The sequence below is a fragment of the Pseudomonas sp. F2 genome (assembly GCF_057174385.1).
In genome coordinates this window covers 1,244,074-1,263,996 of record NZ_CM169904.1, presented here as the reverse complement: position 1 = coordinate 1,263,996, position 19,923 = coordinate 1,244,074, and the positions used below count along the sequence as shown (strand labels likewise).

The window sequence follows — 19,923 nt, the reverse complement described above, 5'->3', positions numbered from 1 at the left end:
CGGGGCGCCTGCTTGCGCCCCACCGCTCCTTTCCATACGAAACCACCATGAACACCACCACAGATTTGAATGCCTTGCTCGATTTTGCCCGCCGACATTCGCCTTATTACCGTGATCACTTCAAGAACGTCCCAGTCCCCATCAACGGTTTGAACGAGCTGCCCCTGGTCGATCCCGGGCAGTACTGGCACGGCAGCCAGTCCCTGCAGCAGTGGTCGGCGTTGACCGGCCCGACCGCGGATGCGCTGGTGTTCCAGACCGGGGGGACCACCGGTTCAGGCAAACTGTCGCTGTTCACCCGCGGCGAATGGCAAACCCTGACGCGTGATTTCGGTAGCCACCTCACAGCACAACTGAACCCCGGCGACCGGGTCGCCAATCTGTTCTTCGTCGGTGACCTGTATGCCAGCTTCATTTTCGTCCACGATGCCCTGGCACATGTCGAGACACCCGTCAGCGAGTTTCCATTCACCGGGGCCGTCGATAGCGCTGTACTGGCCAGGTCGATCGTGGCGAACCGGATCAACGTGCTGGCTGGCGTGCCGGCGCAACTGTTGAAATTTGCCGCCTGGCTCGAGCGCCGGTCGCAGGTTCTGGAGGGTGTCGAGACCCTGCTCTACGGTGGCGAGAGCCTGTTCGAAGCACAGCTGCAAGTGCTGCGTCGGGTGCTTCCGAATGCGCGTATCGCCTCCATCGGTTACGCCAGCGTCGATGCCGGATTGATCGGCGTCAGCACTCGCGATTGCGCTCTGGGCGAACACCGAATGCTGGAGCGCCACAGCGTGCTGGAGATCATCGATGAGGTGAGCGGTACTGTCATCGAAGAATGCGACCGTAACGGCAAACTGGTCATGACCAATCTGACCCGTCGCCTGATGCCCGTCCTCCGCTATCCTGTCGGCGATCTGGCGTGCTGGCGTGAACCGCCCGGCACGCCCATGCGCAAATTCGCGCTGATGGGACGCAGCATGAGCAGCCAGCGCGTGCGGGTGGGCGTTTTGAGTCTGGACATGCGTGACATTGGCGATCTGGTGCAACGCCTCGGTAACCGCGCCGACTGGCAATTGGTCATCGAGCAACAGGGAAAAAAAGACCTGCTGAGTCTCAGATGGGTACCCGACAGGCACATGACTGATATCGCCCAGACCAGCGCAAACCTGCGCAGCACATTGATCGAGCAATATCCGTGGATCGAGAAGCTACAAGGCGAGCAATTGCTCGATCTGCATGTGATCGCCTGCGCCAGCGATGAACTGACGTGTCACCCACGTTCCGGCAAGCATCAGCGGGTCGTGGACCGGCGCGACTATCAGACTCCGTGCGAGCAGCAAGCCTGATGGCCAAGACCCTCCTGCGGCGTTATCGCATCACCGACGCACCGGCAGTCAGTGGCCTGTTCGAAGCCATTTACGGCACTCGTTATCCTCAACCGCATGTGTATCTGCCGTGCATGATCAATCAGAACCACAGTGACGGGCGCTGGCACTCGCTGGTGGCGGAGGTAAACGGGCAGATTCGCGGGCATGCCACCCTGTTTCGCCGGTCAGGCAGATCCTCACTGGCAGAACTGGCACTGACGGTGGTACATCCGGATACCCGCGGGCAGAACATCGCCACACGGTTGGGCCGGCAATTGCTGATTCATGCCCAGGCCCTGGATTGCCGGGGCGTCACCATCAAGCAGGTTACGCACCATCCGTACACTCAGCGTATGGCCGCCAGTCTCGGCTTTCACAGCTGCGGTCTGTTGCCGGATTACGCCGCTTCGCCCTTCGAAGGACAGGACCGAGAGAGCATCGTTGTCGGCCACTACGACATCGAGGGTTTTCGACGCCCGCTGCCCGCGCTGGCCTGGCCAACGGATTGTGGCGAATTGATGTCGCATCTGGAGGGGGCGTTTGGTACCACCGACAAAGCGGCGCCCTGGAGCGGCCCGAAGGTCCATGTCGAACACGCCTCGGGGCGCTATGACATTGTGCTCAAGGAACTCGATGACAACCTGCTCAGGCAACTTGAGCGACTGCCGGTGCAATGGCTGGTTTCGCTCAGACTCAGGCTCGCCCAAGGATTTCCCGGCTCACTGAGCCAACTTGCCGATGTGGGTTTCGCTTTCACCGGAATCGTTCCCGATGAGCGTAGCGAAGGCTGGCTTGGGCTGTTTCATCGCGGTTACCAGCCGTCAACGCTGACATTGCACTGTCCGCACATGCAACGCTTGCAGGACCAGGTCCGACAGGTCGGGCAAATGTACCGAGGCTGAAAAAAACGGCCCGCCCACAAAATGGGCGGGCCGTTTTCAAGATTCAGGCCTTGGCTTTGACGCCTTGATCCACAGGTTTCGGCGCGTTGCCTTCACCGTAGGTTTTCAGGTTCTGCAGCACGTAGATCGCCTTTTTGAATTCGGGGATCAGGTTCTTGCCGTAAGCGTTGCCATTGAGGCCATTGCTCTGGATCGCGTCGAGCTGGGTGGCGAAATATTCCAGTGCGTTGAATTTGGCATCGACGTCTTTGGTCACGCCGAACCGGTCGAACTTGTCACCGGCATTGAGCAAGGTGAACGAGGTGATCTCGGAGATCAGCCCGCGGCTGCGCAGGAAAACGCTCAGATTGCCCAGTTGTTTGACGGAAGTGTTCGACGGGTCGAAGCCCTTGATGTTCTTGCGCAGGCCCTGCTTGTCCATTTCTGCGGTGTTCAGCGCGTTCGGATCGTTGCCGACCATGGTCAGCATCTGCTGCACCTTGACGCTCTGACTCACCTGCTTTTTCGCGCCCGTATTGCGAACCAGCACCCCTGCCTTGCTTTCCCAACCACCGACAATGCCGATCGTCATGAGAAGACTCCCTGTGAAATAACCATGAAATGTCCTTGGTGACACTTTGAATGACGCGAAGTATCTACCGGCCAACTAGTGGCACCAACCCTTTTAGTGCAGTCGCTTACAATTTCTGTACATTCTCGATACAAATCACCGCAAGCTCACTATCACTGGGCTTCATGGCAGTTTGACGATGGCTGGCGATGCTTTTTCCGTACCGGTTAAACAGGCGGTCAATTCATTTGTATCAGGATCGATACGCCCCTTCTGTCAGCCCGAAACTTTCTTGCACGACAGTACCTAAAGCTTCCCCGCTCGCCGACGATACGCTGGTGTAACCCCGCCGTTTTTCCCTCGACCCCACAATAAGAATCGCAGCTCAAGGACCGGTCTCCATGCCCGCATTCCGCACCATTCAGGCTCGCTACACGTTATTTCTGGTTCTGTTCATCCTGCTGCTGTCGGTGCTGACCGTGGTCGGTATCAGCCAATTGGTCGCACCCAAGCTGCGACATACCGAAGAACAGGTGGTGCTCAATCGCATCGCCGAAGTCGCCGAGCAGATTCAGGGCGAACTCAATAAGGTTCAGTCGCAGCAACGCAGCATCACCCAGACCATTCCGCTGCTCGACAGCGCGGCCATCGACACGGTGTTGCCGGGGCTGGTGGATCAGTACGGCGAACTGAAAGTGTTTGGTGGCGGGATCTGGCCGTTGCCGGGCCAGCGCGAGGCCGGGCGTAACAAATTCAGCACGTTCTGGCACCGCGATGCCTCGGGCAAACTGGCGGTGAACACCTTCTGGAACAGCGACGCGGCGCCGAACTACTACGATCAGAGCTGGTACAAGGGTGGCATGCAGACCCCGCGCGGCCAGTGCGCCTGGGCGGCCGCCTATAAAGACGATGCGAGCGCCGAGCCGCGCACCAACTGCGCCATGGCGATCCAGAAAAATGGTGCAGCCTGGGGCGTATCGACCATCGACGTGACGCTGGGCTTCTTCAACGATCTGGTGGCGCGCAAGGAAAAAGACCTCAACGCTGAAATGCTGATCGTCGAGGCCGACGGCAAGATCATCAGCAACAGCTCGCGCATCAGCGGCCCGATCGTGCTGAAGAACATCAGCGAACTGACCGCTGGCTCGACCTTCGCCAGTCAGGTCAAAGCGGGTCTGCAAAACCGTGATCAGGCGCAACGTGTCGAGTTCGACAACAATGGCGAGGCCAGCACGTTCTTCATGCGCCCGATCGAAGGCACGCCGTGGTTCCTCGCCACCGCCCTGCCAACAAAAATGCTCACCGCGCAGCGTGACGACGTGCTCAGCAGCCTGAGCCTGCTGCAGATTCCGCTGGTGATTCTGCTGGTGCTGTTGCAGGTGTATGCGATCCGCCAACTGGTGTCGCGAATGAAAGCGCTCAAGGCCAATATCGACTCGTTGTCCAGCGGCGATGCCGATCTGACCCGGCGCATCACCATCCGCGCCGAAGATGAACTGGGCGCCATCGGCCACTCGGTCAATACCTTTATTGCCTACCTGCAGAACATGATCGGTGAAGTGACGCAGGCCACCGGCGCCATGGCCTCAAGCCTCGACGATCTGCAACGCACATCGGCCAACACCAGCCAGATTCTGCTGCGCCATGCATCGGAAACCGATCAGACCGTTACCGCCATCACCGAGATGAGCTCGACGGCTGAAAGCGTCGCGCAGAACGCCGCAGAAACCGCAGCGTTCACCCAACGCGCCAACGAAAACGCCGACCGTTCGCGGGTGGTCGTCGGTGAAGCCACCAACAGCGTGGTGGCCTTGATCGATGAAGTGGCCAGCGCCACCAAAAAAGTCGAGAACATGCAGCAGGACGCGCAGCGCATCACCGAGATTCTCGGAGTGATCGGCGCCATCGCCGGCCAGACCAACCTGCTGGCGCTCAACGCCGCCATCGAAGCCGCCCGGGCCGGTGAACAGGGTCGCGGCTTTGCCGTGGTGGCCGACGAAGTCCGCGCCCTCGCCGCCCGCACTCAGGCCAGCACCTCGGAGATCAACGAAATGCTGACTCGCCTGACCCAAGGCGTGAGCTCCTCGGTCAGCGCCATGGAAAACACCCAGGCCAGTTGCCAGTCTGCCGCCGACGCCACGGCGCGGGTCAACTCGGGCCTGGATGAAATGGCCGGCTCGGTCAGTCACATCAACAGCCTCAGCACGCAGATCGCCACCGCTGCCGAACAGCAGAGCGCAGTCACCGAAGAGATCAACCGCAGCATGGTGCAGATCCGGCACATGGTCGAAGAACTGGTGCACAGCGGCCAGGCCAGCGAACGCAACACCCACCAGCTGCTGGAAGCCAACAACCGGGTGAGCGCGATCATGGGGCGGTTCAAGGTTCGTTGAGCCTGACAGATTTGTAATCTCCCTCTCAGCAGGCTGTCAGGCTTGATCAATGATCATCCTGCCAGCCTGTCTTGTATCAACTTGAAACACTCCGTTGATGCCGGGCAGGATAATCCGGTCAAAATGCTTTCCTTTTTGATCGTCATCCGAGCCGAGAATCCATTATGCGAACCTCCCTGCGACTGGCCGCCCTCAGCGCCCTGCTCCTCTCCTCCCTGGCCCAGGCGGCCGACCTGATTCCGATCGAAGTCCATCGCGATGCCAATTGCGGCTGCTGCAAAAAATGGATCAGCCACCTCGAAGCCAACGGCTTCAAAGTCGAAGACCACGTCGAAAGCGACATGAGCAGCTTCAAGCAGCAACACGGCGTACCACCGCGCCTGGGCTCGTGCCATACCGCGCTGATCAATGGCAAGTTCGTCGAAGGCCACGTGCCGGCTGAACAAGTACTGGCCCTGAGCAAGCGTGACGATCTGTTGGGTATCGCCGCACCGGGCATGCCCATGGGGTCGCCGGGCATGGAAATGGACGGCATGAGCGATGCCTATCAAGTGATCGGCCTGAAGAAAGACGGCACGGATGTGGTGGTGGCGGACTACCCGGCGCATTGATGGCTGCCGGTTACCTCGGGCTGTTCGCGGCGGCGTTCGGCGCTGCGACGCTGCTGCCGCTGCAATCGGAAGCGTTGCTGGTCGGCCTGATCGCCAGCGACCGTTACTGGCTCTGGGGTCTGTTAGGCGTGGCGACGCTGGGCAATGTCCTCGGTTCGCTGGTCAACTGGTGGCTGGGGCGTGGCCTCGAACGGTTTCAGGATCGACGCTGGTTTCCGGTCAGCGCGAAACACATGGCCACCGCGCGCAAACATTACGAGCGGTACGGCCACTGGTCACTGCTACTCAGTTGGCTGCCGGTGATCGGTGACCCGCTGACCCTGATCGCCGGCGTCATGCGCGAGCCACTCGGGCGCTTTCTATTGATCGTCACCCTGGCCAAGGGCGCGCGCTACGCGGTGGTGGCGATGCTGACCCTGGGCTGGCTCGGTTGAACATTCTGCACGCAGCGTTGCCTGTGGTTAACGTCGCCCTAATCCGGGCGTTCCAGCATCGGCCGATTTTATGGAGTTTGTCCCTATGTCCGTCACGCTCTCCCGCTGGCTGCCCGGCCTGTTCCTCAGCGCCGCGCTGCCGCTGTTTGCCCATGCCGCCGCATCTGAAGCAGCCCCCGCCGACGGCCCGACCTATGGTCCGGAGCTGCAGGGTTTTCAGTATCCCTACACACTCAAGCACTTTGCCTTTCAGTCCCAGGGGAAATCCCTGCAGATGGGTTACATGGACGTCGCCGCCCACGGCAAGGCCAACGGCCGCACCGTGGTGCTGATGCACGGCAAGAATTTCTGCGCCGCCACCTGGGACAGCTCGATCAAGGCCTTGAGCGAAGCCGGTTACCGGGTGGTTGCGCCGGATCAGATCGGCTTCTGCACCTCGAGCAAGCCCGACCACTATCAGTACAGTTTCCAGCAACTGGCGACCAACACCCAACAACTGCTCAAGGCCCTCGGCATCCAGAAAGCCACGCTGCTCGGCCACTCCACCGGCGGCATGCTCGCCACCCGCTACGCGCTATTGTTCCCGGAACAGGTCGAACAACTGGCGCTGGTCAACCCGATCGGTCTGGAGGACTGGAAAGCCCTTGGCGTGCCTTATCGCACCGTCGATCAGTGGTACCAGCGCGAACTCAAGGTCACCGCCCAAGGCATTCGCGACTACGAACGCAACACCTATTACGACGGCCGCTGGAAACCCGAATTCGACCGCTGGGTCGACATGCTCGCCGGCCTGAGCAATGGGCCCGGCAAGACCCAGGTGGCATGGAACTCGGCGCTGATCTACGACATGATCTTCACCCAGCCGGTGTACTACGAGTTCAAGGACTTGAAAATGCCGACCCTGTTGCTGATCGGCACGTCCGACACCACGGCCATCGGCAAGGATCTCGCCTCCCCCGAGGTCAAGGCGAAAATCGGCCACTATGAGGTGCTCGGCAAGCAGGTCGCCAAGCTGATTCCGCAATCGACGCTGGTGGAGTTCCCCGGCATGGGCCACGCGCCGCAGATGGAGGAACCGGCGAAATTTCACCAGGCCTTGCTCGGCTGGCTGAACAACCCCAATCCCGTTCGTTGATGAGGTAAGGCTGATGGCGGTGCAGATTGCAGTAATCGATGACTGGCAAGACGTGGCGCGGGACGTGGTCGACTGGTCGGTGCTCGACAGCATCGGCGAAGTGACGTTTGTGCACGACTACCCGGCGGACAATGCCACCCTGGCCGAACGTCTTGGCCAGTACCAGGTGATCTGCGTAATGCGTGAGCGCACGCGTTTCGACCAGGACCTGCTGCAGCGCCTGCCCAACCTCAAGCTGCTGGTTACCGGCGGCATGCGCAACGCGGCGCTGGACATGCAGGCGGCTGCCGACCTCGGGATCAAGGTCTGCGGCACCGACAGCTACAAGCACGCGGCGCCGGAGCTGACCTGGGCGCTGATCATGGCCGCCACGCGCAATCTGTTGAACGAAGCCAATGCCCTGCGCGCCGGGGGCTGGCAGCAAGGGCTGGGCGGTGATTTGCACGGTAAGACCCTGGGCATTCTTGGTCTGGGCAGCATCGGTCAAAAGGTCGCGCAATTCGGTCAGGTGTTTGGCATGCGCGTGATTGCCTGGAGTGAGAACCTCACCGCCGAACGCGCTGAAGCCGTCGGCGTGACCCGGGTCAGCAAACAGCAACTGTTCGAGCAGGCCGATGTGCTGTCGGTGCATCTGGTATTGAGCGAGCGCAGCCGTGGGCTGGTCGACGCACAGGCGCTGGACTGGATGAAACCCGGCGCGCTGCTGGTCAACACCGCCCGCGGGCCGATCGTCGATGAAGCGGCGCTGATCAAGGCCTTGCAGAAACGCAAGATCGCTGCAGCGGCGCTGGATGTGTTCGATCAGGAACCGCTACCTGAACTGCACCCGTTTCGCACACTGGACAATGTGCTGGCCACACCGCATGTGGGGTATGTCAGCCGACAGAACTATGCGCAGTTCTTTGCACAGATGATCGAGGATATTCAGGGGTGGGCAGCGGATAATCCAATCAGGATCCTCAACTGACCCCGTGTAGGAGCTGCCGAAGGCTGCGATCTTTTGATTTTGATTTACTAAAAACAAGATCAAAAGATCGCAGCCTTCGGCAGCTCCTACAGGTGCATCCGTGTTCAGCAGATCAACAAACTGACCGCACCACAACAGTGCACCTTGCCTTTCCGCTAGCACAAAATCGTGACCGGCCAGTCACCGTTTTAGCCCTCCCCAGCAAAAAAACCTGCCCTTCGTCGGTGCGTTCCGGGTTGAACACCACGGTTTTCGCTGCCTGCAAACCGATTGTCGAACAATTTACCCGTTTGCTCTCGCCCGCTCTAGGATCTGGCCTAGACTGATTTTCGCGGGTTAAAACCGGTCAGTCACAAAGCCGAAAAATTGTCGAAACTTTTGCCGATGGCGGCGGGTCATCTGAAAGGCAGGGTCAACGCGACTGGTGCAATCCTTGCAACGGCCCTTTCACCCATTCTGCTTGCGCGTGTTGGGTAGCGTTTGCTCACCGATGCGTGGCGCGTTTGCGCCCGGCCACAGGATTTGGCCACAGCTTGTTCGATACAAGAATCAGATCAACGACACGGGAGATTCATATGATCAGTGCGGCATTGGATATTCAGGGAGAGCGTGCTCAGCAGGCGGTTGGTGAATCGAGCACCATGAGTCTTCCCGGCAGCCGGTCGATCAACGTCCCGGGCACCAAAACGCTGACGCCGGTCGCCAGCCAGAATCCGAACAAGAAGAAAGTGCTGTTCGTCACCTCGGAAATCGCCGACCTGGTGAAGACCGGCGGTCTGGGTGACGTCTCCGCCGCCCTGCCCCGCGCCATGGCGCACTTGCACGATGTGCGGGTGTTGATCCCCGGTTACCCGCAGGTGATGCACAGCGAGAACCCGATCCATATCATCGGCGAACTCGGCGGCCATGCCGCGCTGCCCCCGTGCAAGATCGGGCGCATGGACATGCCGGACGGACTGGTGATCTACGTCCTGATCTGCCCTGAACTGTATGAACGTGAAGGCTCGCCCTACGGCGCCAACAACGGTCGCGACTGGCCCGACAACCATATCCGTTTCGCCCGCCTGGGCCTGGCCGCTGCCGACATCGCCGCCAACCTCGCACAAATCCACTGGTGCCCGGATCTGGTGCACGCCCACGACTGGCCGGCCGGTCTGGCCCCTGCCTATATGCACTGGCGCGGGCAGCGCACGCCGACCCTGTTCACCATTCACAACCTGGCCTATCAAGGCGTGACCAGCCTCGGCTCGTGCCCGGAACTCGGCATCCCGACCCATGCCCTGCAACAGGAAGGCATGGAGTTCTACGGCAAGATGTCGTTCCTCAAGGCTGGCATGGCCTATTCGAGCCACATCACCACGGTCAGCGCGACCTATGCGCAAGAGATCACCACCCCGGATTTCGGCTGCGGTCTCGACGGTTTCCTCGCCGCCAAGACCCAGCAAGGCTTGCTCAGCGGCATTCCCAACGGCATCGACGAGAGCTGGGATGCGGCGACGGATCCGCACCTGTTCGCGCCGTTCGCCATCGGCGACTGGGAAGGCAAAGCGATCAACGCCGCCCATGTGCGTGAACTGTTTGGTTTGAGCGACTCCAGCGGCCCGCTGTTTGCCGTGGTTTCGCGACTGGTCTATCAGAAAGGTCTGGACCTGACGCAAGCCGTCTCCGAATACATCGTGCAGAACGGCGGCCAGATCGCAATCATCGGCCGTGGCGAGCCGGAAGAGGAACAGGCCATGCGTGAGCTGGCGCTGCGCTTCCCCGGGCAGATCGGCGTGCGCATCGGCTTCAATGAAACCGACGCCCGCCGCATGTTCGCCGGCAGCGATTTCCTGCTGATGCCGTCGCGTTACGAGCCTTGCGGCCTCAGTCAGATGTACGCCCAGCGTTTCGGCTCGTTGCCGGTGGCGCGCAATACCGGCGGGCTGGCCGACACCATCGAGAATGGCGTCACCGGTTTCCTTTTCGACGAATCCACCGCCGACAGCTACCGCGAAGCCCTGAGCCGTGCGTTCAAGGTCTTCGCCTTCCCCGAATTGCTCAACGCGATGCGCTGCCGGGCCATGGCCGCGCCGTTCAACTGGTGCAAAGCGGTCGAACCCTACGCCGAACTCTACGAACGACTGGTCGCCAAGGCGCTGGGTAAAGCCGGCCACAAATAACTCAAGGAGCTTTCACGATGCCGTTACGGACCCAAGAAAACTGGCCCCACGGCGCGATCATGCAGGACGCCGAACACACTCAGTTTGCGCTGTGGGCACCGGATGCGTTTTACGTCAGTGTCGAACTTGAAGACGGCCAGTCCCTGCCGATGTTGCCGCAGGGCGATGGCTGGTTCGTGATCAAGGCCCGGTGCCCGGCGGGCACCCGCTACCGCTTTAACATCGACGGTGAACTGGAGGTGCCCGACCCGGCCTCCCGTGCTCAGGACGGTGATCTTGACCGTCACAGCGTGGTGGTCGATCCGCTGGCCTACGAATGGCGGCACACCACCTGGCACGGCCGGCCGTGGAGCGAAGCGGTGATCTACGAGCTGCACGTCGGCGCACTCGGCGGTTTTGCGGAAGTCGAGCAGCATCTGGCACGTCTGGTCGAGCTGGGGATTACCGCCATCGAACTGATGCCTGTCGCGCAATTTCCCGGTACCCGCAACTGGGGTTACGACGGCGTCCTGCCTTTCGCACCGCAAGCCTCCTATGGCACCCCGGAACAACTCAAACACCTGATCGACAGCGCCCACGGCCATGGTCTCGCGGTAATTCTCGACGTGGTCTACAACCACTTCGGCCCCGCCGGCAATTACCTCGGTCGCTACGCCAAAGGCTTCTTCCGCGAGGACAAGCACACGCCCTGGGGGGCGGCGATCGACTTCCGCCGCCGTGAAGTGCGGGACTTCTTTATCGAAAATGCGCTGATGTGGGTGCTCGAATACCGTTTCGACGGTCTGCGCCTGGACGCAGTGCATGCGATCGAAAGCCCGGATTTCCTGCCGGAGCTGGCACAACGCATCCGTCAACAGATCGATCCGTCGCGTCACGTCTGGCTGACCGTGGAAAACGAGCTCAACCAGTCGAGTCTGCTCGAAGAGGATTACGACGCCCAGTGGAACGACGACGGGCACAACGCCCTGCACGTGCTGCTGACCGGCGAAACCGATGCCTATTACGCTGACTATGCGCTGCAACCCACTGAGCAACTGGCCCGCTGCCTGAGCCAGGGCTTCGTGTTTCAAGGCCACATCACCCGCCACGGCGAGCCTCGCGGTGAGCCCAGTGAACACCTGCCTTCGACCGCTTTTATCCTGTTTCTGCAGAACCACGACCAGATCGGTAACCGGGCCTTCGGCGAACGTCTGCATCACCTGGCCGACCCACGCGCCGTGCAGGCCGCCACTGTGCTGTTACTGCTGTCACCGATGATCCCGCTGATGTTCATGGGCGATGAATTCGCCGCCGAGCAACCGTTCCTGTTCTTCACCAGCCACCACGGTGAACTGGCGGATCTGGTGCGCGAAGGCCGGCGCAATGAGTTCGCCGCGTTCAGCGCCTTCACCGATCCGCACCAGCGCGAAAAAATTCCTGATCCGAATGCTGAACAGACCTTCCACGCCTCACAGCCACGCCTGGTCGGCAGCGGCAGCGCAAAACAGCAGGAAACCCTCGCGCTGTACCGACGCCTGCTGCAATTGCGCCATCAATACATCATTCCCAACCTGTCCGGCACTCAGGCGCTCGGGGCGCACATGCTCGGTCGTGGCGCGGTCAGTGCGCGCTGGCGCCTGGGCGATGGCAGTGAGCTGCGAATTGACCTGAACCTCAGCGACACGCCAGTGGTCAACCCAGCACAGAGCGACGCTGTGTGGCTGTTTCAGCAACCGCCCGCCGTTGCCCTGTCGGAACCGGGCCAACTGCCCGCGTATTGCGCGCTTGTCAGCCTCACGGCCGCAACCCCCTTGCAACCTCTGGATGGAGAGCGCCTATGAGCGATGCGCAACTGGAAATACTCGCAAGCCGCGCCGGCCTCGCCGTCGACTGGATCGACGCCAACGGCCGCCCGCAGAAAGTCGCCCCGGCGGTACTGCGCAACGTTCTTACCGGGCTGGGTCATCCGGCCAACACCGCGCAGGAAATCGATGCCAGCCTGCTGCAACTGCAACAAGTACAGCAAGATCGCCACTTGCCGCCGCTGTTGACCGCCGATGTCGGGGTCGGCGTTGATCTGGCTCGCTATTTCGAGCCCGAGACGCCTTGCGAAATCCACCTCGAAGACGGCTCACGCCTCAAACTCAAACTCGACGCCGAAGCGAAACTGCCCGGCTTGATCCCGGTCGGTTATCAGCAGGTGCATATCGCCGATCAGTATTTCACTCTGGCCGTGGCCCCCGAGCGCTGCTTCAGCGTGGGCGATGCGGTGGACAACCCGATCCCTCGCGTCTGGGGTCTGAGTGCGCAGCTGTACAGTCTGCGTCGCCCCGGCGACTGCGGCTTTGGTGACACCCAGGCGCTGGAGGAACTGGCTCGTGTAGCCGGCGAACGCGGCGCCGATGCGCTGGCGATCAGTCCGTTGCACGCGATGTTCAGCGCCGATACCGGGCGCTACAGCCCTTACTCGCCCTCCAGCCGTCTGTTTCTCAACCCCCTGTATGCCGCACCGGGCGCCATCCTTGGCGAACGGGCCTTGCGCGATGCGATCGACGCCAGCGGGCTGGCGGAACAATTTCGCCAACTGGAAGATTCGAAACTGATCGACTGGCCGACCGCCGCCAACGCCAAACAGGCATTGCTGCAAGCCTTGTACGATGGTTTTGTCGCCGGCGAGCATCCGTTGCACCCGGATTTCGCCAGTTTCCGTCATGCCGGTGGCGAAGCGCTGGAAAACCACTGCCGCTTCGAAGCGATCCAGGAAATGCGCGCCGCCCGTGGCGAAAGCCTCGACTGGCGCGAATGGCCGGAACACTGGCACGACCCGCGCGGTGCCGCCCTTGAAGCCTTTGCCGAGGAATATGCCGAACGCATCGGTTACTTCGCCTTCTGCCAATGGCTGATCCACCGCTGCCTGGAGCGCGCGCAGACGGCTGCCCGTAGCGCCGGCATGGGCATCGGCCTGATCGCCGACCTCGCGGTCGGTGCCGACGGCGCCGGCAGTCAGGCCTGGAGCTTTCAGGACGAATTGCTCGCCTCGCTCACCGTGGGCGCGCCCCCGGACATTCTCAACCGCTCTGGTCAGGGCTGGGGGATTTCCGCGTTTTCCCCCGAGGGCCTGATACGCAACGGCTTTCGCGCGTTCATCGACATGCTCCGGGCCAACTTCGCCCATGCCGGCGGACTGCGCATCGATCATGTGATGGGCCTGCAACGCCTGTGGGTGATCCCCAATGGCGCCGCTCCGGCCGATGGCGCTTATCTGTATTACCCGTTCGACGACCTGCTGCGTCTGCTGACCCTCGAATCCCATCGGCATCAGGCCATCGTCCTCGGCGAAGACCTCGGCACGGTGCCCGAGGGGCTGCGGGAAAAGCTCAGCGCACGTTCGATTCTCGGTATGCGCGTGCTGTTGTTTGAACAGGACAACACCCGTTTCAAGCCGATCCTTGACTGGCCGGACAACGCGCTGGCGACCACCAGCACCCACGATCTGCCGACGCTCAACGGTTGGTGGCACGGCCGTGACATCGACTGGAATGCGCGCCTGGGCTTTGTCGATGCCAACGGTGAAATCGACTGGCGCCGTCATCGCCAGCGCGAACGCGAAGGCCTGCGTGGAGCCCTGAGTCAGGACCCGCAGAACTTTCGCGAAGAGTCCCACGAAGCCGATCAGGTGGTGGACGCCAGCGTGCGTTTCCTCGGCCACACCCGCGCGCCGCTGGTGTTGCTGCCGCTGGAGGATGCGCTGGGCATCGACGAACAAGCCAACCTGCCGGGTACCATCGACAGCCATCCGAACTGGTCGCGGCGCCTGCCTGGCAACAGCGAAGCATTGCTCGACGGCACCGATGCTGCGCGGCGTCTGGAACTGCTGGCCTGTGCCCGCCTGCAAGCTGCCGAGCGTGACCAATGAACCAGACGCTCATCCAGCCCCTGCGCGCCACCCTGCGCCTGCAATTTCACAAGGGTTTCACGTTGGAACACGCGGTGCCGCTGGTGCCGTATTTTGCCCGCCTCGGCATCAGCCACCTCTACGCCTCACCGCTGCTCGCGGCCCGCGCCGGCTCGATGCACGGCTATGACGTGGTCGACCCGACCCAGGTCAATCCAGAACTCGGCGGCGAACCGGCGCTGCGGCGTCTGGTCAGCGCCCTGCGCGAACACAACATGGGGCTGATCCTCGACATCGTCTCCAACCACATGGCCGTCGGCGGCGGGGACAACCCGTGGTGGCTCGACCTGCTGGAATGGGGCCGACTCAGCCCTTACGGCGAGTTCTTCGACATCCAGTGGCACTCGCCGGATCCGTTGATGGAAGGCCAGTTGCTGCTGCCGTTTCTCGGCAGCGATTACGGCGTCGCGTTGCAGGAAGGCACGCTGAAACTGCACTTCGACGCACAGCACGGGCGCTTTTACGTCGAGCATTACGAACACCACTTCCCGATCTGCCCGAATGACTACGGTGAACTGCTCAAACCCATTGAGACGCTGAAGTCACTGGCTGATCGTTTCAGTGCGTTGAGCTACCAGAACGACGCGCATGCGCTGGCGATGCCGCTCAAAGCTGAATTGAAGGAGCTGGCAAGCGATCCGCAGATCTTCGCAGCGATCAAGGAAAGTCTCGCGCATTACGATTCCACCACTGCCGAAGGTTTCGACAAGCTGCATCAATTGCTCGAACGCCAGAGCTACCGTCTGGCCAGTTGGCGCACCGCAGCGGATGACATTAACTGGCGGCGCTTTTTCGACATCAACGAACTCGGCGGCCTGCGTGTCGAACGCCCGGCGGTGTTCGAAGCGACTCACGGCAAGATTTTCCAGTTGATCGCCGAAGGGCTGGTCGACGGTTTGCGCATCGACCACATCGACGGCCTCGCCGACCCGCGTGGCTATTGCCGCAAGTTGCGGCGGCGCCTCGACTTGCTCGCGCCGGGACGGCACTTGCCGATCTACGTCGAGAAGATTCTCGGTGAAGGCGAAACGCTGCGCACCGACTGGGCAGTGGATGGCAGCACCGGTTACGAGTTCATGAATCAGCTCTCGTTGCTGCAACACGACCCTGATGGCGAACACGTTCTCGGCGATCTGTGGCAGCGACGTACCGAGCGTCCGGCGGCGTTCATCGAAGAAGCGCAACTGGCGCGCCAGCAGATTCTCAATGGCTCGCTGGCCAGCGACTTCGAAAGCGTCGCTCAGGCGCTGCTGCAGGTTGCCCGGGACGACCTGATGACCCGCGACCTGACCCTCGGCGCGATTCGCCGTGTGTTGCAGGCGCTGATCGTGCATTTCCCGGTATATCGCACTTACATCAGTGCCCTCGGTCGCTCGGCGCAGGATGAACACTTCTTCCAGCAAGCCATGGACGGCGCCCGGCAGACCCTGAGCGAAGGCGACTGGCCGGTGCTCGACTGCGTGGCCACATGGCTCGGTGGCACGCCGTGGCGGCACACCCCGCGCGGGCGCTCGCGCAAGATTCTCAAGCACGCCTGCGTACGTTTCCAGCAACTGACCTCCCCAGCGGCGGCCAAAGCCGTGGAAGACACCGCGCTGTATCGCTCGGCGGTGCTGCTGTCGCGCAACGACGTCGGCTACAACACCGAACAGTTCAGCGCACCGCTGAGTGACTTCCACGCGATCAATCAACAGCGCATGGAGGCGTTTCCCGACAACTTGCTGGCCACCGCCACCCATGACCATAAACGCGGCGAGGACACTCGGGCGCGGCTGGCGGTGCTCAGCGAGCGCAGCCACTGGTACGCCGAACAGGTCGAGTTGTGGCGCGCCCTCGCCCGTCCGCTGCGTGACGATGATCAACAGCCCTCGTCCGCTGATGAACTGATCCTCTATCAAGCCCTGCTCGGCAGTTGGCCGCTGCACTTGCGCGATGACGATCAGGCCGGTTTGGCCGATTACGCCGAGCGGATCTGGCAATGGCAGCAGAAAGCCCTGCGCGAAGCCAAGCTGCAAAGCAGTTGGAGTGCGCCGAATGAAGCCTATGAAAACGCTGCGCAGACGTTCACTCAACGCCTGCTCACCGGTGAAGCAGGCGAGCTGCTGCGCGCCGCGCTGAGCAAGACCGTCAACAGCATCGCTGCGGCCGGCGCCCTCAACAGTCTGGCGCAAACCTTGCTGCGCATGACGGTGCCGGGAGTGCCGGATCTGTATCAGGGCAACGAGTTCTGGGATTTCAGCCTGGTCGATCCGGACAACCGCCGGCCGGTGGACTACGCCGCTCGCGAGCAGGCCCTGCATCAACGCATTGAAGTCGAGACGTTGCTGGCGAACTGGCGTGACGGGCGTATCAAGCAAGCGCTGATCGCCGAGGTGCTGAACCTGCGCGTCGAACACGCCGAGCTGTTCCGGCGCGGCGCGTACCAGGCCCTGGAGGTACTGGGCAGCCAGGCGCACAACGTGCTCGCGTTTGCCCGTGAGCTTGAGGGGATGTACGCCATCGTGATCGTCCCGGTGCGCTGCGCGACGCTGCTGGAAAACGGTGCCGTCCCTCAAGTTGATGCGCTGCGCTGGGGCGATACGCGGGTGGTTTTACCGTTCGCCGCCTCCGACACAAACCTGAAGGGACTTTTTCACAGCAGCGCAGTCACAAAAAACAGGGAGCTGAACGTCAGCGCCGCGCTGGGGGATATCCCGGTCAATCTGTTTATCCAACTCTTTACGTAACGACGAGTTCAGTTCAGGAGCATTGCGATGAGTACCGACGATAAACGCATCCGCGAGTTCGCCTATCAGATCTGGGAATCAGAGGGCAAACCTGAAGGTCATGAAGCACGCCACTGGGAGATGGCGCGCAAACTGGCTGAAGCCGAGGCTTTGGCGCCGAAGAAAGCACCGAAGGCAGCGGGCAGCAAGACTGCCGGCAAAGGAACTGACAGCAAGGCCCCGGCGGCCAAGCCCAAGGCGCCAGCGGCCGCCAAAGCCAAACCGGCAGGCGCCGCCAAAGTCGTCCCGCCGGGTGAGAAAGCCGCCGAGAAAAAGCCCCGCGTCCCACGCAAGCCCCCGGCCAACTGACACACCCGGATTATCGAACTGAATGACCGTGTGGCGGGTTCGCCCGCCACGCAGGGACAACTCGTCCTTAAAAAACCCAATAACCCCTGTCAGGGAGAGATGTCTGTGGTGAGGGGATTTATCCCCGATCGGCTGCAAAGCAGTCACAGGGCCGCTGCGCGACCCATCGGGGATAAATCCCCTCACCACAGATTCTTTTCCCACCGTTGATTATTCGAACCAACCCGTTTTGCAGGAGCAATCATGACCAGTCCAAAAAAAGCCGAGCCCGCAGCGCACGCTGAACCGTCGAGAATCCGTGAAGGCCTGCCCTTCCCGCTCGGTGCGACCTGGGATGGTCTGGGGGTCAACTTTGCGCTGTTTTCCGCCAATGCCACCAAGGTTGAGTTGTGCATCTTCGACGACGCCGGCGAAGTTGAACTCGAACGTATCGAACTGCCGGAATACACCGACGAGATCTACCACGGTTATCTGCCCGACGCCCACCCGGGGCTGATCTACGGTTACCGCGTCTATGGCCCGTATGACCCGGCCAACGGCCACCGCTTCAACCACAACAAACTGCTGATCGACCCCTACGCCAAGCAACTGGTTGGCGAATTGAAATGGTCCGAGGCGCTGTTCGGTTACACCATCGGCCATCCCGACGCCGACCTCAGTTTCGATGAGCGCGACAGTGCGCCGTTCGTGCCCAAATGCAAGGTCATCGACCCGGCGCACACCTGGGGTAACGACCATCGCGTCAGCGTGCCGTGGGACAAAACCATCATTTATGAAACCCACGTACGCGGCATCAGCATGCGTCATCCGTCGGTGCCGGAGAACGTGCGTGGCACCTTCGCCGGGTTGATGGTCGATGATGTGCTCGAACACATCCGCAAACTCGGCGTGTCGTCGGTGGAACTGCTGCCGATTCACGCGTTCGTCAATGACCAGCACCTGCTGCACAAGGGCATGACCAACTACTGGGGCTACAACAGCATCGCCTTCTTCGCCCCCGACCCGCGCTATCTGGCCAGCGGCAAGATCGCCGAGTTCAAGGAAATGGTCGCGCACCTGCACGAGGCCAATCTGGAAGTGATCCTCGACGTGGTCTACAACCACACCGCCGAGGGCAACGAACAAGGCCCGACCCTGTCGATGCGCGGTATCGACAACGCCTCGTATTACCGGTTGATGCCGGACGACAAGCGCTACTACATCAACGATTCCGGCACCGGTAACACCCTCGACCTGAGCCACCCGTGCGTGCTGCAGATGGTCACCGACTCGCTGCGTTACTGGGCCAGCGAAATGCATGTCGACGGTTTCCGCTTCGACCTGGCAACGATTCTCGGGCGTTATCACGACGGTTTCGACGAACGCCACAGTTTCCTCGTCGCCTGCCGTCAGGATCCGGTACTGCGCCAAGTGAAAATGATCGCCGAGCCGTGGGACTGCGGCCCCGGCGGTTATCAGGTCGGCAACTTCCCACCGGGCTGGGTAGAGTGGAACGACAAATTCCGCGACACCGTGCGCGCGTTCTGGAAAGGTGACGATGGCCAGGTTGCCGACTTCGCCAGCCGCATGACCGCGTCCGGCGAGATGTTCAACCAGCGCGGGCGACGGCCGTATTCGTCGGTGAATTTCATCACCGCCCACGACGGTTTCACCCTCAACGATCTGGTGTCGTACAACGACAAGCACAACGAGGCCAACGACGAGAACAACCAGGACGGCAGCAACAACAACCTGTCGTGGAACCACGGCGTCGAAGGCCCGACTGACGATCCGGAGATCAACGCGCTGCGCCACCGGCAGATGCGCAACTTCTTCGCCACGCTGCTGCTGTCGCAGGGCACGCCGATGATCGTTGCCGGCGACGAGTTCGCCCGCACGCAGGACGGCAACAACAACGCCTATTGCCAGGACAGCGAGATCGGTTGGGTCAACTGGGACCTGAGCGAGGATGGCAAGGCGCTGCTCAAGTTCGTCAAGCGCCTGATCAAATTGCGTATGGCTTATCCGATTCTGCGCCGTGGGCGGTTCCTGGTCGGCGAATACAACGAGGACATCGGCGTCAAGGACGTCACCTGGCTGGCGCCGGATGGCACCGAGATGACCACCGAACACTGGCATGACGCGCATAACCGTTGCCTGGGCATGCTGCTCGATGGCCGTGCGCAGGAGACCGGGATCCGCCGCAAGGGTGCCGACGCGACGCTGCTGCTGGTGGTCAACGCCCATCACGACATCGTCAATTTCAGCCTGCCGGAAGTGCCGGAAGGCAGTTTCTGGACCTGCATGATCGACACCAATCAGCCGGCCATTCGCGGTCAGGAGCGCTTCGAGTTCGGCCATGAATACTCGGTCACCGGCCGTTCGCTGCTGCTGTTCGAACTGCAACGCGAAGAAGAAGACTGA

General features: G+C 61.5%; 14 protein-coding genes. 13 read left to right on the top strand and 1 reads right to left on the bottom strand.

Annotation, left to right across the window (positions count from 1 at the left end; translation table 11 throughout):
• Positions 1-47 precede the first annotated feature (47 nt).
• Positions 48-1,337, top strand: coding sequence for a phenylacetate--CoA ligase family protein (locus tag AC193Q_RS05505; protein WP_121185296.1), 1,290 nt, complete (start codon positions 48-50; stop codon positions 1,335-1,337).
• The gene (locus tag AC193Q_RS05500; RefSeq protein WP_047294208.1) at positions 1,337-2,260 is read left to right on the top strand and encodes a GNAT family N-acetyltransferase; all 924 of its coding nucleotides are present in this window, start codon (positions 1,337-1,339) and stop codon (positions 2,258-2,260) included. Before AC193Q_RS05505 ends, AC193Q_RS05500 begins: the two co-directional genes overlap by 1 nt.
• 43 nt (positions 2,261-2,303) lie before the next feature.
• Here the strand turns inward: AC193Q_RS05500 and AC193Q_RS05495 are convergent, their stop codons facing one another.
• Complete coding sequence (locus AC193Q_RS05495) at positions 2,304-2,831, bottom strand: hypothetical protein (protein WP_047294205.1); 528 nt, start codon at positions 2,829-2,831, stop codon at positions 2,304-2,306.
• A 380-nt stretch (positions 2,832-3,211) separates the two neighbouring features.
• Here AC193Q_RS05495 and AC193Q_RS05490 point away from each other — a divergent pair, with 380 nt between their 5' ends.
• The 11 genes from AC193Q_RS05490 (at position 3,212) to glgX (ending at position 19,923) form a co-directional block, all read left to right on the top strand.
• Entirely contained in the window at positions 3,212-5,203 is a 1,992-nt protein-coding gene (locus AC193Q_RS05490; RefSeq protein ID WP_121185294.1) for a methyl-accepting chemotaxis protein, read from the top strand.
• Between the two features lie 164 nt (positions 5,204-5,367).
• Complete coding sequence (locus AC193Q_RS05485; protein WP_095135615.1) at positions 5,368-5,814, top strand: DUF411 domain-containing protein; 447 nt, start codon at positions 5,368-5,370, stop codon at positions 5,812-5,814.
• The gene (locus tag AC193Q_RS05480) at positions 5,814-6,248 is read left to right on the top strand and encodes a YqaA family protein (RefSeq protein ID WP_483879270.1); all 435 of its coding nucleotides are present in this window, start codon (positions 5,814-5,816) and stop codon (positions 6,246-6,248) included. The genes AC193Q_RS05485 and AC193Q_RS05480 overlap by 1 nt, the downstream gene beginning before the upstream one ends.
• Before the next feature lie 85 nt (positions 6,249-6,333).
• Positions 6,334-7,383, top strand: coding sequence for an alpha/beta fold hydrolase (locus AC193Q_RS05475; RefSeq protein WP_095666662.1), 1,050 nt, complete (start codon positions 6,334-6,336; stop codon positions 7,381-7,383).
• 13 nt (positions 7,384-7,396) lie between these two features.
• Positions 7,397-8,350, top strand: coding sequence for an NAD(P)-dependent oxidoreductase (locus tag AC193Q_RS05470; protein WP_315437774.1), 954 nt, complete (start codon positions 7,397-7,399; stop codon positions 8,348-8,350).
• Positions 8,351-8,925: 575 nt separating this feature from the next.
• Positions 8,926-10,512, top strand: coding sequence for a glycogen synthase GlgA (gene glgA, locus AC193Q_RS05465; protein ID WP_095666664.1), 1,587 nt, complete (start codon positions 8,926-8,928; stop codon positions 10,510-10,512).
• Between the two features lie 17 nt (positions 10,513-10,529).
• Positions 10,530-12,332 carry a malto-oligosyltrehalose trehalohydrolase gene (treZ, locus tag AC193Q_RS05460; protein ID WP_483879269.1) on the top strand — a complete coding sequence of 601 codons (1,803 nt, stop codon included), beginning with the start codon at positions 10,530-10,532 and terminating at the stop codon, positions 12,330-12,332.
• On the top strand, positions 12,329-14,407 hold the full coding sequence (gene malQ / locus AC193Q_RS05455; RefSeq protein ID WP_483879268.1) for a 4-alpha-glucanotransferase: 2,079 nt from the start codon (positions 12,329-12,331) through the stop codon (positions 14,405-14,407). The genes treZ and malQ overlap by 4 nt, the downstream gene beginning before the upstream one ends.
• Positions 14,404-17,172: a malto-oligosyltrehalose synthase gene (locus AC193Q_RS05450; RefSeq protein ID WP_483879267.1), complete on the top strand. Its 2,769-nt coding sequence runs from the start codon at positions 14,404-14,406 to the stop codon at positions 17,170-17,172. The genes malQ and AC193Q_RS05450 overlap by 4 nt, the downstream gene beginning before the upstream one ends.
• A gap of 27 nt (positions 17,173-17,199) precedes the next feature.
• Positions 17,200-17,520: a DUF2934 domain-containing protein gene (locus tag AC193Q_RS05445; RefSeq protein ID WP_483879266.1), complete on the top strand. Its 321-nt coding sequence runs from the start codon at positions 17,200-17,202 to the stop codon at positions 17,518-17,520.
• Between the two features lie 243 nt (positions 17,521-17,763).
• Positions 17,764-19,923, top strand: a complete 2,160-nt coding sequence (gene glgX, locus AC193Q_RS05440; protein ID WP_041067046.1) for a glycogen debranching protein GlgX — start codon at positions 17,764-17,766, stop codon at positions 19,921-19,923.